This is a genomic window from Isoptericola sp. GX10416 (assembly GCF_056590155.1).
Map to the genome: position 1 here is coordinate 10,769 of NZ_JBWPVO010000001.1, position 14,120 is coordinate 24,888.

Below are 14,120 nucleotides of genomic sequence, written 5' to 3' on the forward strand. Positions count from 1 at the left end.
CCGTCAGGTGACCCCTCTGGTCGCCGTGCCTCGGATCGGCGACAATGACCTCCAGGGGGGGGCTGGCTCGAATCCGGTCTGCGGCGACGGCGGACCGAGCGGACGGAGGCGGAGCTGGTGAGGTTCCTGGGACGGCGCACCGAGGCGGCGGTCGTCGAGCAGTTGCTCGCGGACGCGCGTGCGGGCCGCAGCGGGGCTCTCGTGGTGCGTGGCGAGGCCGGCATCGGCAAGACGGCGCTGCTGGAGCACGCTGGTGACGCGGCCGTGGCATCCGGGTTCAGGGTGGACCGGGCGACCGCCGCCGAGTCGGAGGTGCAATTCGCGTTCGCCGGCCTGCACCAGCTGTGCGCGACCGCGCTGGAGCGTGTGCGCGTGCTGCCCGACCCCCAGCGCGAGGCGTTGGGGGTGGCGTTCGGGCAGGCGACCGGCCCGGCGCCGGACCGGTTCCTGGTGGGGCTGGCTGTGCTCAACCTGCTGGCGGAGGTCGCCGAGGAGCAGCCCTTGCTGTGCCTGGTGGACGACGTGCAGTGGTTGGACGAGGCGTCTGCCCAGGTGCTCGAGTTCGTCGCCCGCCGGGTGGGCGCCGAACGGCTCGCGCTGGTGTTCGCGGTCCGTGACGACGGCGGTGGGATGCCGAGCCCGATGGTCGGGCTGTCAGAGCTACGGCTGGGCGGGCTGGCGGAACCCGAGGCCCGCACGCTGCTGGCCTCCGGTGTCCCGTCGCCGCTCGACGAGCGCGTGCGCGAGCGGATCATCGCGGAGGCGCGCGGGAACCCCCTGGCCCTGCTGGAGCCGCCCGGCAACGGGCACTCCGCGTGGTTCGCGGGCGGGTTCGAGCGACCCGACGCCCTCGACGTCCCGCGCCGGATCGAGGAGACCTTCCGACGACGTGCGCACGGCCTGCCCACGCAGACCCAGCTCCTGCTCCTGGTCGCGGCGGCGGAGCCGACCGGGCAGACGACCCTCTTGTGGCACGCCGCCTCCCGGCTCGGGATCGCTCGCGAGGCGGCGAACCCCGCGCAGGACGCCGGTCTCGTGGAGATCGACACCCGGGTGCGCTTCCGCCACCCGTTGGTGCGCTCCGCGGTCTACCAGGCCGCCACGGGCGACGACCGCCGTCGGGCCCACCAGGCACTGGCCGAGGCGACCGACCCCGACGTCGACCCCGACCGTCGCGCCTGGCACCGGGCGCAGGCGGTCCATGGCACCGACGAGGACGTCGCGGCAGAGCTGGTGCGATCCGCGGGGCGGGCGCACGCCCGGGGCGGGGTGGCCGCTGCGGCAGCCCTGCTGGAGCAGGCGGCCGCGCTGACGCCCGAGCCGGCCGTCCGCGCTGCCCGGGCGCTGGACGCCGCGCAGGCCAAGCACGAGGCCGCCGAGTCCCAGGCCGCCACCGGGCTGCTCGCCGTCGCCGCGGCCGGCCCGCTCGACGCCCTCGGCCGCGGGCGCCTCAAGCTGCTCCGCGCCCAGATCGCCTTCCACACCACGCGCGGCAGCGACGGCGCGGGGATGCTGCTGGACGCTGCCAGGACCCTGGCCCCGCTCGACCCGCAGCTTGCCCGCGACACCTACCTGCAGGCGCTCGAGGCGTCGTTCCACTCCGGGCGCCTCGGGGGCGACGGGACGATGGCGGCGGTCGCGCGCGCCGCCCGTGCGGCGCCCCCGACGTCGTCGCCCGCTCGGCCGGTCGACCTCCTGCTGGACGGGCTGACCACCATGTTCACCCACGGGTACGCCGCGAGCGTGCCCACGTTGCGCCGGGCGCTCGACACGTTGCGCGGTGGCATCGATCCCCAAGGGCCGGACGGCGGCGAAGGGCTGGCCGGCGGCGTCGGCCTGGACGAGGGCAGCCGCCGCCGGCTGTGGCTGGCCTGCCAGGTCGCGGCCACGCTGTGGGACGACGACACCGTGTACGTGCTCGCCGAGCTCGACGCGCGCCTCGCCCGCGAGGCCGGGGCGCTCTCGCGACTTCCGGCGGCTCTCAACGCCCTGTCCTCGGTGCTGGTGCTCACGGGCGACCTGGGGCGTGCGGACGAGCTCATCGCCGAGGAGAGCGCGATCCGGGGTGCGACCGGCGCTCCGCCGCTGCCCAACGCCCGGCTCATCCTCGCCGCCTGGCAGGGGCGCCAGGCAGAGACGACCGCGCTGCACGCCACGATGGTGGCCGAGGCGACGCGGAGGGGGGAGGGCGCGACGCTCGGGCTGGCCGACGTCGCCATGGCAGCGCTGCACAACGGGCTGGGGAACTACGGCGAGGCTCTCGCCGCCGCGAGAGCGCCGGTGGAGCGCGGGGAGCTGACCTTCGCCAGCATCGCGCTGCCTGAGCTCGTGGAGGCCGGCGTCCGTGCCGGCGAGCCGGCACAGGCGGGCGCGGCGCTGGAACAGCTCAGGGAGCGGGCTCAGGCGAGCGGCACCGCGTGGGGGCTGGGTCTGCACGCACGGTCGCTGGCGTTGCTGAGCACCGGGTCGGACGCCGAGGAGCACTACCGAGAGTCGGTCGACCAGCTAGCACGCAGCCGGATGGCCACCCACCTGGCCCGCGCTCACCTGGTCTACGGCGAGTGGCTGCGCCGCGAAGGACGGCGCCAGGACGCGCGCGAGCAGCTGCGCACCGCGCACGAGATGCTGACACGCATGGGAGCTGACGCGTTCGCCGCCCGCGCCGCCCGCGAGCTGGGCGCCACCGGCGAGCATCCGCGCAGGCGCACGGAGAAGGCCGCCGACGACCTCACCGCCCAGGAGCTGCACGTGGCTCGCCTGGTGGCCACCGGCGCTACTTCTCGCGAGGTGGCCGCGCACCTCTTCCTCAGCCCACGGACCGTCGAGGCGCACCTGCGGGCCATCTTCCGCAAGCTGGCCATCACCTCGCGCCGCGAGCTGCGCGACCTCCACCTGGCGTGACCGCGGCGCCGCCGTGACCGCGCCGTCACGAGGCTCCTTGACTCTGTGGCGGGAACACGGTGTCGCATGCTGCCATGCACAACAGCGACCGGGACCGCTCGTGATCGTGGCGGAGTCCCTGACCAAACGCCACGGCGCCACCACGGCGGTCGACGGCGTCGACTTCGCCGTCCGTCCCGGTGCCGTCACCGGGTTCCTCGGCCCGAACAGCGCCGGCAAGTCGACGACGATGCGGATGATCGGGGGGCTCGACCACCCCTCGGGCGGCCGGGTGACCGTGGACGGCACGCCGTACGCGCGCCTTCGTCACCCGCTGCACCGCGTCGGCGCGTTGCTCCGCTCTCGTCCTGGTCGGCTGGGTGGCGGTGCTGCTCGCGTTCGCCGGGCTGCTGCTGCGCCGTCGGGACGCATGAGCCCGGCGACCCCGGTCGCTCACCCGGGCCCACCCGACTCTGCGCCCGACGGCGGGCCCGAGCAGCCCGCCGTCCGCCGGCGCCGACGTCGGTGGCCGTGGGTGGTCGGCGGCGTCGTCGGGGTCCTGGCGGCGACCGTGACGGTGCTCACCCTGGTGTTCCAGCTCGGCCTGCCGTGGTGGAACGGCGAGGACGACCACAACCACGTGCACGTGGCGGCCGACGGCACCCGCCAGCCCTACCAGGTGCACCTGCCGCCGCAGCACGACGGCGGCACCGCGCTGCCCGTGATGATGGCCGTCCATGGGTGCGGGATGACCGGGTACGGGTGGAACTCGATGAAGGGATCCACCCAGTTCGACACGCTCGCCGACCGGGAGGGCTTCATCGTCGTCTACCCGACCCAGCGCATGTTCGCCAACAGCATCAACTGCTGGAACTCCGACGACCCGCGCAACCAGGTCCGGGGCAGCGGTGAGGCGGCGCTGCTGGCCGGTGTGGCCCGCGACGTCGTCGAACGCTACGGCGCCGATCCCGGGCGCGTCCACGTCTCCGGCGCCTCCTCCGGCGCGGGCACCGCCGTGATCCTCGGTGTCACCTACCCGGACGTGTTCGCCACCGTCACCTCGGTGGCCGGCGGCGAGTACGGGCTGAACCAGGTCGACCCGGACGACCCGGACGCCACTCCGCCGTCGGTCACCGGACGGCAGGCATGGGCGCAGATGGGCGAGCGGGCCCGCGCCGTGCCGCTGCTGATCGTGCAGGGCGGAAGCGACGACGTCGTGCCGACCGTCGTCGGTGAGCGGCTGGTGGAGCACTGGCGCACGGTCGTCGACCTGGTCGTCGACGACGCGCTGGACGGCAGACCGGAGCTCGTCGCCGACACCGTCGTCCACCCGGCCGCCGGGGACCGCTACGCGTACGAGCGGACCGCCTACCGTGACCCGGACGGTCAGGTGCTGATCGAGCACGTGTACGCCGACGAGCTCGCCCACGCCTGGTCCACCCCCGGCGCCACCGGCATCTTCACGGACACCGCCGGCCCCGACGCCACCGACATCGCCTGGCGGTTCGCTCAGCTCCACGACGCCCCCTGACCGGGCTGCTGCTGGCATCCTGGCGGCCGCGATGCGCATCGGTGATAATCACTTTGACCGGCGCGTACCCGGAGGGTGGAGGCGAACCTGGTGGACCTCCTGGGCAGACGTGCCGAGCGCGAGGCCGTCGAGAACGTGCTGGCCGAGGTGCGGGCCGGGCGGAGCGGTGCGCTGGTGGTGCGTGGTGAGGCAGGCATCGGGAAGACCGCGGTGCTCGAGCACGCTCGGCACACCGCGGCCTCGGCAGGGTTCCAGGTCGAGTTCCAGGCCGGTGCGGAGTCCGAGACGCAGTTCGCGTTCGCCGGCCTGCACCAGCTGTGCGCGCCGTTGCTGGATCGTGCGGGGGCCTTGCCCGATCCGCAGCAGGTCGCTCTGGGCGTAGCGTTCGGGCTGCACGGTGGCGCGACGCCGGACAAGTTCCTGGTCGGGCTGGCGACCCTCAACCTGCTGGCCGAGGTAGCCGAGGACAGGCCGTTGGTGACCCTCGTCGACGATGCGCAGTGGCTGGACCGGGCATCCGCGCAGGTTCTGGCGTTCGTGGCTCGGCGCCTGGTGGCTGAACGCGTCGCACTCATCTTCGCGGTGCGAGAGCACACCAGGAGTGAGACCCACCCGCTCGCCGGGTTGCCCGAGCTCCGCCTCCACGGGCTCGGTGAGGCCGACGCGCAGGAGCTGTTGACCGCAGCCGTCCGTACTCCGCTCGATGCCAGGGTGCGCGACCGGATCGTCGCCGAGGCGCGCGGCAACCCGTTGGCGCTGCTGGAGCTCCCTCGGAGCGCGCCGCTGGCGCAACTGGCCGGTGGATTCGGGCTGCCGGACGCCATGAGTGTTCCCCGCCGCATCGAGGAGGGCTTCCGGCAACGCTCGCGGGACCTGCCGACCGAGACGCAGCAGCTGCTGCTGGTCGCCGCGGCCGAGCCGACCGGCGACGCAGCGATGTTGTGGCGCGCGGCCGCCGAGCTGGGGATCCCGTCTTCCGCGGCCGCGCCCGCGGAAGAGGTCGGCCTGCTGGAGATCGGTCTCCGGGTGCGGTTCCGGCACCCGCTGGTGCGGTCGGCGGTCTACCACACGGCCACACCACCGGACCGTCGTCGCGCACACGCGGCACTTGCTGCCGCCACGGATCCGCAGGCCGACCCGGACCGGTACGCGTGGCACCGCGCGCAGGCGGCGCTGGGCGCCGACGAGGACGTCGCCGCCCAGCTGGAGCGCACAGCCGACCGGGCCCGCTCCCGCGGGGGTATGGCCGCCGCGGCCTCGTTCCTGCAGCACGCCTTCGAGCTGACCCCGTCGTCAGCGCGTCGTACGGCACGCGCACTGAAGGCCGCCTCGACGCTGCACGAGGCCGGAGCGTCCCAGGACGCTCGAGAGCTGCTGGCGCTGGTCGATGTCGAGCCGCTGGACGCGTTCCAGCGAGCCCGCCTCGCACTGCTGCGAGCGCGGATCGAGTTCCACGTGACACGTCACGGCGACGCGGCTCGGATGCTGCTGGACGCGGCTCGGATGCTCACGCCGCATGACGTCGCGCTGGCCCGTGAGACCTATCTGCACGCTCTCGATGCCGCGATCATCACGGGTGGGAGCCCTGGCTACGGGGTGCGTGAGGTCGCCCACGCAGCCCGGGCAGCGCCGCCCGCACCCGGGCCGCCGGGGCCCTCCGACCTGTTGCTCGACGGGATGGTGACGATCTTCACCCAGGGCTACGCGGCGGGTGTGCCCGTACTGCGCCGCGCACTGGAAGCGTTCCGCGCCGACGAGTTCCGCGCGGGCCGCGCCCGGGGTGACGACGATCGCCGCTGGTTGTCGCACGCCAGCCGCACCGCGAGCGTGCTCTTCGACGACACGAGCCTTCATGCGTTGGCCACGCGCCACGTACGACTCGCTCGCGACGCCGGTGCGCTCGTCACCCTCCCCGCCGCGCTCCTGTTCCAGTCCGTCGCGATGACGGTCAGCGGCGAGCTCGAGCGCGCCGGTGAGCTGGCCGCCGAGCAGTCAGCGATCGCCGCCGCGACCGGGGCCGTTCCGCTGCCTGACGCGCAGCTCGTCCTCGCTGCCTGGCGCGGCCGTCCGGACGAGACCGTAGAGATCTACACGACCGTCACCCAGGACGCTGCCGAACGTGAGCGCGGCACCGAGGTGTCCCTCGCGCAGTACGCGTTGGCGGTGCTGCACAACGGTCTGGGCGACTACACCGCCGCGCAGGAGGCTGCGGCGCGCGCGTGCGAGTCGGACGCCCTGAATCCGAGCAACCTGGCGCTGCCGGAACTCATCGAGGCGGCATGCCGTGCCGGCGGGCCGGAGCAGGCCCTGGAGGCAGCGGACGAGCTCGGCTCGAGAGCACGAGCCAGCGGCACCCCGTGGGCGCTGGGGCTCGCCGCCCGTTCACGGGGTCTGATCACGTCGGGTCCCGGCGCCGAGGAGCACTATCTCGAGAGCATCGGACAGCTCGGCCGCAGCACGATGACCGGCCATCTCGCCCGCACCCACCTCGTCTACGGCGAGTGGCTGCGCCGCGAGGGCCGCCGCCTGGACGCCCGCGAACAGCTGCGCACCGCCCATGAGCTGCTGGCGGACATGGGTGCGGAAGCGTTCGCAGAGCGCGCCGCCCGCGAGCTGCGCGCTACCGGCGAGCATGCCCGCAAGCGCAACCCCCGGCCCACCGACGCCCTCACCGCGCAAGAGCTGCACGTCGCGCGACTGGTGGCCACGGGCGCCACCTCCCGAGAAGCCGGCGCACAGCTGTTCCTCAGCCCTCGCACCATCGAGGCCCACCTGCGGAACATCTTCCGCAAGCTCGGCGTCACCTCTCGTCGACAGCTCAAGGACGTGCGACTGGGCTTGCTGCACGGCGAGGCGGCAGGGTCGAGGTGATCATCCGCAGCGTGGGCATCAGGCCGAGGGGACCTGGGACGAGGGTGGACGGGTCTCGTGGACGCCCCGGCGTCCGTGGCAGGATCGGCCCCGTGACACCGCAGACGCTGCACCTGTCCGATTCGTCCCGCCGTGCGTTCGACGTGGACGCCGAGCGCCCCGTGCGGGTGCACGTGTGGCGTTCCGCGATGCCGGAGGCCCCTCTGGTGCTGCTGTCCCACGGCACGGGCGGGGCGGCCGAGGACCTCGCGTGGTGGGTCGCCGGGCTGCAGGGTGCCGGGTTCGACGTCGCCGCGGTGGACCACCACGGCAACAACCACCGAGACCGGTACCTCGCCGAGGGATTCGCCTGGTGGTGGGAGCGTCCCCGCGACCTCTCCTTCGTGCTCGACCACGTCGAGGCACGGGGCCCCGTCGGCGCGTGCGGCTTCTCGTTCGGGGGTTACACCGCCGCGGCGGTGTGCGGCGCGCGGGTGTCGGCCAACGCCTACCGGGCGCTGGTGACCGGCCAGATCGAGTCGCCGCCCACACCGGAGTACCCCGGGGTCGCCGAGGACCTGGCGGCCCGCTACGGCGAGTCCGACGCCGAGACGTGGGTCGGTCTCGCCGCGGCCGACCATCGCGACCCGCGCGTGCGTGCCGGCTTCCTGCTCTGCCCATCGGTCGGGCCGCTGATCACCGCTGAGAGCTTGGCGGCGGTCGACGTCCCCGTGGCGGTGCGTTGGACGGCCGCCGACGAGATCGCCCCACCGGCAGGCAACGGCCTGCGCTACACCGAGCTGATCCCCGGAGCCGACGGCGGCACCGTGGGCGCCCCGACGGCGGGCCACTACGGATTCGTCCGCCCCGACCAGGACGACCCGCAGGCGAAGGCCGACGTGGTGGCGGCGTCCGCTTCCTTCTTCGCGCGCGAGCTGCGCGGATGACCGGTCCCGGGGGCCTCTTCGCGCTGGACGGCCGTACCGTCGTCGTGACGGGCGGCTCCTCCGGCATCGGCCGGGCGATCGCCACGGCTCTCGCGGGGGCGGGCGCCGCCGTCGTCGTCGTGGCCCGCGGACGTGCCGCCCTGGACGACACCGTCGCAGAGCTCACCGGCTCGGGGTGCCGGGCCGCAGCCGTCCCGGGCGACCTGTCCACTCGCGAGGGGATTCGCGCCGTCGCCGACGGCGTGGTCGAGCCGTTCGGCGAGCCCGACGTCGTGGTGTCCAGCGCGGGGGTGAACCTGCGTCCGCCCATGCAGGAGATCGACGAGGCCGTCTGGGACGCGACGATGACGGTGAACCTCGAGGCTCCCTTCTGGCTCGGTCAGCGGTTCGGGCCGGGCATGGCCGAGCGTGGCTACGGGCGCCTGATCCACGTGAGCTCCCAGCAGGCACACCGCGCGTTCGTCGCCAGCGGCGCCTACGGCGTATCCAAGGGCGGCCTGGAGTCGCTCGCGCGCTCCCAGGCGGAGGCGTGGTCGCCGTGGGGGGTCACAGCGAACACCCTCGTGCCCGGATTCGTCCTCACACCGCTCAACCGGCGCCTCCAGCGGGAACCCGGACGCGTCGCGGCGCTCGCGGACCGCACCCTGGTCGGCCGGAACGGGGTGCCGGACGACTTCGCCGGCCCGGCCGTGTTCCTGGCCAGCGCGGCCTCGTCGTACGTGACGGGCCAGTCGATCCACGTCGACGGCGGGTTCTCCGTGCACTGAGCGGCCCGGGGCAGCACACTGGCAGCACCCGAGGCGGAGGGAGCGGTCGTGAGACAGCCCACGGAGGACGTCCCGCAGTGGCTGCGCACGGCGGGCGGCTGGTCATGGCGGCTCGTGGCCGTCGTGGTGGCCGTCGCGCTGGTGGTGTTCGCGACGGCGCAGGTCCGTGTCGTCTTCGTCGCGGTCTTCCTGGCGCTGGTGCTGACGTCCGTGTTCCGACCGTTGGCGGACCTCTACGCCCGGGTCATGCCCCGGGCGCTGGCGACCGCGCTGGCGCTCCTGAGCGGAGTCGTCGTGCTCGGCGGTCTGATGGCCTACGTCGTGGCCTCGGTGGCGGGGCAGTGGACGCGTCTCGCCGGTGAGTTCGACACCGGTGTGCAACAGATCCTCGACTCCTTGCAGAACCTGCCGTTCGGTCTGTCGATCACGGGCGAGCAGCTCAACGAGTGGATCGACGCCGGGCAGGAGTGGCTCGGCGACAACGCCCAGAACCTGGCCGGCCAGGCGGCGGAGCGTGCCGGTTCGGTGGTGGAGGGCTTCATGGTCTTCGCCCTGGCGATCTTCTGCACCGTGTTCTTCGTCTACTCGGGCGGCACCATGTGGCGGTGGTTCCTCGGCCAGGTGCCCGCCCGGCAGCGTCGCCGGTGGCAGGAGGCGGCGGGAGCCGGGTGGTACACCTTCTCGGGCTTCGCACGTGGGACCGTCATCATCGCGTTCATCGACGGTGTGCTCGCCTTCGTCCTGCTGCAGATCCTCGGGGTGCCGCTCGCCGCCCCGCTGGCGGTCCTCGTGCTGATCGGCGCGTTCATCCCCATCATCGGCGCGCCGCTGGCCATGATCATCGCCGCCGTCGTGGCGCTCGCCGCGCAGGGGTTCGTCACGGCGCTGATCGTCACGCTGGGCATCGCGGCCATCGGCCAGCTCGAGGGACACGTGCTGCAGCCGCTCATCATGGGCAAGCAGGTGTCGCTGCACCCGGTGGTCGTGGCGGTGGCGGTGCTCTCCGGCACGGTGCTCGCCGGGATCCTCGGCGCCGTCGTCGCGGTCCCGCTCGTCGCGGTCGTCTGGACCGTCTTCTCCACCTTGCGCGGCAGTCCGCCCATCCTGCTCCCGCCCGCCCCCGGGGGCGTGTCCGGACCGGACCCGCCGGGGACGGCCGAGCAGACCGTGCCGGCTGACCCCGCGCAGGACGACGTCGCCGAGGATCAGGGGCCCCGGCAACCGCCGCAGCCCGCCTGACGGCCGCTCGTCCCGAGCCGGGCGGGCCTGGCAGTATGCGCGCATGGAACCGTTCGTCCTCCGTGACGCGCACGTCACGCTGTCCGTCCCCACCCTCGCGGACGTCGACCAGGTGGCCGAGGCCTGCACCGACCCCGAGATCGCCGCCTGGACCGTGGTCCCGTCGCCCTACACGCGGCAGGACGCCGAGGGCTTCGTGACGCAGATGGTCGCGGACGGCTGGGGGCGGGACACCATGTACACCTGGGCGGTGCGTCCGGCCGGCCAGATCGACGGCCCGGTGCTGGGCATGATGGGTGTCGGCGTCACAGCCGGTGCTCCCGGCGCCGACGGCGCCGGCGAGATCGGGTACTGGACCGCCCCCGACGCCCGGGGACGCGGCATCACCACCGCGGCCGCGCGGCTCGCGGCCGACTGGGCGCTGAGCCCGGACGGGCTGGGGCTGACCCGCCTGCAGTGGCAGGCGTACGTCGGCAACTGGCCGTCGCGCCGGGTGGCGTGGCGGCTCGGTTTCCGGTCCGAGGGGACCCTGCGCCGCTACGGGATGCAGCGCGGCGTCCTGCGCGACTCGTGGATGGCGTCGCTGCTGGCCGACGACCCGCGCGGCCCGTCCGAGCCGTGGCCGGCCGAGGCGCCCGTGCCGGGAGCGGGGCGATGACCCTGCGGCGCACCGCCGTGATCGGTGCGGGCCCGTCCGGCCTGGCCGCTGCCCGTGCCCTCGACCGGGCCGGCCTGGAGCTCGTGGGCTACGAGGCCCACCACGACGTCGGCGGTCTGTGGGACATCGACAACCCGAGGTCGACGGTCTACGAGTCGGCGCACCTCATCTCGTCGCGGACCACCACCGAGTTCTCGGAGCTCGCGATGGACTGCGACGCCGACTACCCGTCCCATCGCGAGCTCCTGCGCTACTTCCGCACCTACGCGGACACCTTCGACCTGCGCCGGCACTACCGGTTCGGCACACGGGTCACCGCGGTCGAGCCCGTGGGCGGCGACGCGTCGGGACGCCGCGGCTGGGAGGTCGTCGCCACCGGGCCCGACGGCGGCACGAGCGTGGAGCGGTACTCGCACGTCGTCGTCGCGAACGGGACGCTGGCCGAGCCGAACGTCCCCACCTTCGAGGGGCGCTTCACCGGCGAGCTGCTGCACTCGAGCGAGTACCGTGGCGCCGACGTCTTCGACGGCAAGCGGGTGCTGGTCGTGGGTGGTGGGAACTCCGGCTGCGACATCGCGGTGGACGCCGTGCACCGCGCTGCTGCGGTCGAGCTGTCGGTGCGGCGGGGGTACTGGTTCGTCCCGCGGTACCTGCTCGGTCGGCCCACCGACACCCTCAACCAGGGTCGGCCGCTGCCGGCCCGGATCAAGCAGGCCGTGGACTCGAGGCTGCTGAGACTGCTGAACGGTGACCCGCAGCGGTTCGGCTTCCCGGCACCCGACCACAAGATCTACGAGTCGCACCCCGTGGTGAACTCCCTGGTCCTGCAGCACGCCGGCCAGGGGGATCTGCGGGTGCGGGCGGACGTCCGGAGCTTCGACGGCGACACCGTGCACTTCGTCGACGGCACCGCCGGGTGCTACGACGTCGTGCTGCTGGCCACCGGGTACCGGCTCGACTACCCGTTCCTCGACCCGGCGCACCTGGCCTGGTCCGGTCCGGGTTCCGGGACCGCGCCGGGACTCTTCTGCAACATCGTGCCGCCCTCGCTCAACGGCCTGTTCGTCGTGGGCATGCTGGAGGCGTCGGGCATCGGCTGGCAGGGCCGGGCCGAGCAGGCCGAGCTGGTGGCCCGCTACCTCGCTGCCGAGGCCGCGGGGGCCGAGGGTGACGCAGCCGCCGGACGGCGGGCCGAGGCGTTCCGTCGGCGGATCGGTCAGGCGTGGCCCGACCTGACCGGCGGGTACCGCTACCTCGGGCTGGAGCGGATGAGCTATTACGTGAACAAGGACGCCTACCGCCGGACCGTGCGCCGGTTCGCCGACGATCTGGCGGGGTCGGCGCGATGAACGTCGACGACGTCGCGGTGGACTTCTCGCCGGCCTCGATGGTGGCGCTGAGCGTGGTGCTCGGTCTCATCATGCTGGGCATCGCGCTGGACACCTCGCCGGCCGACTTCCGGGCCCTGCGCCGTGCGCCGCGCGCCGCGGTGCTGGCGCTCGTCGCGCAGCTGGTGCTGCTGCCTGCGGTGACCTTCGCCCTGACGCTCGTGCTCGGTGTCCAGGCCTCGATCGCGCTGGGCATGATCCTGGTGGCGTGCTGCCCGCCGGGGAACGTCTCGCAGGTCCTCACGCACCGTGCGGGCGGCAACGTGGCGCTGTCGGTATCGCTCACAGCGGTCGGCAACGCGCTGTACATCGTGGCGATGCCGGTGAACATCGCCCTGTGGGGCAGCCTGCACCCGACGGCGCGCGAGATCCTGACCGACGTCCGTCTCGACGCCGGTGCGATGCTCCTCGACATCCTGCTGGTCATCGGCCTGCCGTTCGCCGTCGGTCTGCTGTTCCGCGCCCGGTGGCCCGCGGCCGCCGACCGCGTGCACCGCCCGGTGCGCTGGGTCAGCCTCGTGGCGCTGGTCGGGTTCATCGTGGCGGCGCTGGCGGGGAACTTCTCCGTCTTCGTCGCGTACGTGGGCGTGGTGCTGCTGGCGGTGTTCCTCCACGACGCCGTCGCGCTCGCCCTGGGCTACCTCGCCGGCCGGGCCGGTCGGCTCGGCGTCCGCGAGGTGAAGGCGGTGACCTTCGAGGTCGGCATCCGCAACGCCGGGCTGGGGCTCGGCCTCGTCTTCGCGTTCTTCGACGGGATCGGCGGCATGGCCGTCGTGGCGGGCTGGTGGGGCATCTGGGACATCGTCGCCGGCCTCACGCTGGCTTCGGTGTGGGCGCGTCGCAGCAGGCTCCGGGCGGCGCACGGAGCGGTGGCATGAGGCGCGTCCTGGTCACGGGGGGATCGGGCTTCCTCGGTTCTCACGCGGTCGAGGCGCTCGCGGTGCACGACGGCGTGGCATCGGTCGTGTCCGCCGACCTGCGTCCGGCCCCGGGGGTGCCCGACGGCGTCATGGAGATCACGCTGGACGTGACCGACGCCCCGGCGGTGCGGCAGGCCGTCGTCGACCATCGGATCGACACGGTGGTGCACCTCGCGGCGATCGTGAACCCGGGCACCCTCGACGAGGCGGCTGAGCGTCGCGTGGACGTCGACGGCACCCGCCACGTGCTGGAGGCGTGCGTGGCCGGCGGCGTGGAGCGGGTGGTGGTCTCGTCGTCGGGCGCCGCCTACGGGTATCACGCCGACAACCCCGTACCGCTGCGCGAGGGTGACGCGCTGCGCGGCAACGAGGAGTTCACGTACTCGCGGCACAAGCGGCTCGTCGAGGAGATGCTTGCGACGTTCCGGCAGGAGCACCCGGGGCTCGGGCAGGTGGTCCTGCGGATCGGCACGATCCTCGGGCCCGGGGTGGCCAACCAGATCACCGCGCTGTGGGACGCGCCGCGCCTGCTCCGGGTGCGGGGGAGCGACAGCCCGTTCGTGTTCGCCTGGGTCGACGACGTCACGGGGGCGATCGTGGCGGGCGCCACCGGGGGAGTCACGGGGGAGTTCAACGTGTGCGGCGACGGCGTCATGACCGTCGCGGACATCGCCGCCCGGCTCGGCCGGCGGACGGTCGACGTCCCGGCGCCGGTGCTGGCCGGCGCCCTGCGGGTGGGCCGGGCCCTGCGCCTGACCATCCACGGCCCGGAGCGGGTCGGGTTCCTGCGGTACCGACCCGTGCTCGACAACACCCGTCTCAAGGAGGTTCTCGGCTACGTGCCGCGCCGCTCGAGCCGGGAAGCCTTCGACGACTGGGTGGCACGGCGGGCGTGACGCGGCGACGCCGGTCTCCTGCCCGCACGAGGTGCGGACAGGAG

General features: G+C 73.8%; 10 protein-coding genes. All 10 read left to right on the forward strand.

Annotated features, from left to right (window positions below; translation table 11 throughout):
* Positions 1–117: 117 nt before the first annotated feature.
* The 10 genes from ACWAT2_RS00070 (at position 118) to ACWAT2_RS00115 (ending at position 14,076) form a co-directional block, all read left to right on the forward strand.
* Positions 118–2,901, forward strand: coding sequence for an ATP-binding protein (locus ACWAT2_RS00070; RefSeq protein WP_402372046.1), 2,784 nt, complete (start codon positions 118–120; stop codon positions 2,899–2,901).
* A gap of 100 nt (positions 2,902–3,001) precedes the next feature.
* Positions 3,002–4,411 carry an extracellular catalytic domain type 1 short-chain-length polyhydroxyalkanoate depolymerase gene (locus tag ACWAT2_RS00075; RefSeq protein ID WP_402372044.1) on the forward strand — a complete coding sequence of 470 codons (1,410 nt, stop codon included), beginning with the start codon at positions 3,002–3,004 and terminating at the stop codon, positions 4,409–4,411.
* Positions 4,412–4,501: 90 nt separating this feature from the next.
* Positions 4,502–7,282 (forward strand): ATP-binding protein, encoded by a 2,781-nt coding sequence (locus ACWAT2_RS00080; RefSeq protein WP_402372042.1) that lies wholly within the window; start codon positions 4,502–4,504, stop codon positions 7,280–7,282.
* A 92-nt stretch (positions 7,283–7,374) separates the two neighbouring features.
* Positions 7,375–8,208 (forward strand): alpha/beta hydrolase family protein, encoded by an 834-nt coding sequence (locus tag ACWAT2_RS00085; protein ID WP_402372041.1) that lies wholly within the window; start codon positions 7,375–7,377, stop codon positions 8,206–8,208.
* A complete protein-coding gene (locus ACWAT2_RS00090; protein ID WP_402372040.1) occupies positions 8,205–8,975 on the forward strand; it encodes an SDR family NAD(P)-dependent oxidoreductase in 771 nt (256 codons plus the stop codon). Before ACWAT2_RS00085 ends, ACWAT2_RS00090 begins: the two co-directional genes overlap by 4 nt.
* A 48-nt stretch (positions 8,976–9,023) precedes the next feature.
* The gene (locus tag ACWAT2_RS00095; protein ID WP_402372038.1) at positions 9,024–10,214 is read left to right on the forward strand and encodes an AI-2E family transporter; all 1,191 of its coding nucleotides are present in this window, start codon (positions 9,024–9,026) and stop codon (positions 10,212–10,214) included.
* A 43-nt stretch (positions 10,215–10,257) separates the two neighbouring features.
* Positions 10,258–10,872, forward strand: coding sequence for a GNAT family N-acetyltransferase (locus tag ACWAT2_RS00100; protein WP_402372036.1), 615 nt, complete (start codon positions 10,258–10,260; stop codon positions 10,870–10,872).
* The gene (locus ACWAT2_RS00105; protein WP_402372035.1) at positions 10,869–12,221 is read left to right on the forward strand and encodes a flavin-containing monooxygenase; all 1,353 of its coding nucleotides are present in this window, start codon (positions 10,869–10,871) and stop codon (positions 12,219–12,221) included. The genes ACWAT2_RS00100 and ACWAT2_RS00105 overlap by 4 nt, the downstream gene beginning before the upstream one ends.
* The gene (locus tag ACWAT2_RS00110) at positions 12,218–13,138 is read left to right on the forward strand and encodes a bile acid:sodium symporter family protein (protein WP_402372033.1); all 921 of its coding nucleotides are present in this window, start codon (positions 12,218–12,220) and stop codon (positions 13,136–13,138) included. Before ACWAT2_RS00105 ends, ACWAT2_RS00110 begins: the two co-directional genes overlap by 4 nt.
* Positions 13,135–14,076 (forward strand): SDR family oxidoreductase, encoded by a 942-nt coding sequence (locus ACWAT2_RS00115; RefSeq protein WP_402372032.1) that lies wholly within the window; start codon positions 13,135–13,137, stop codon positions 14,074–14,076. The genes ACWAT2_RS00110 and ACWAT2_RS00115 overlap by 4 nt, the downstream gene beginning before the upstream one ends.
* Positions 14,077–14,120: the final 44 nt, after the last annotated feature.

Excerpts from the sequence above, each read along its gene's own strand:
- ACWAT2_RS00090 (WP_402372040.1), top strand. The coding sequence starts at position 8,205 with ATGACCGGTCCCGGGGGCCTCTTCGCGCTGGACGGCCGTACCGTCGTC.
- ACWAT2_RS00100 (WP_402372036.1), top strand. The coding sequence starts at position 10,258 with ATGGAACCGTTCGTCCTCCGTGACGCGCACGTCACGCTGTCCGTCCCC.
- ACWAT2_RS00105 (WP_402372035.1), top strand. The coding sequence starts at position 10,869 with ATGACCCTGCGGCGCACCGCCGTGATCGGTGCGGGCCCGTCCGGCCTG.
- ACWAT2_RS00110 (WP_402372033.1), top strand. The coding sequence starts at position 12,218 with ATGAACGTCGACGACGTCGCGGTGGACTTCTCGCCGGCCTCGATGGTG.
- ACWAT2_RS00115 (WP_402372032.1), top strand. The coding sequence starts at position 13,135 with ATGAGGCGCGTCCTGGTCACGGGGGGATCGGGCTTCCTCGGTTCTCAC.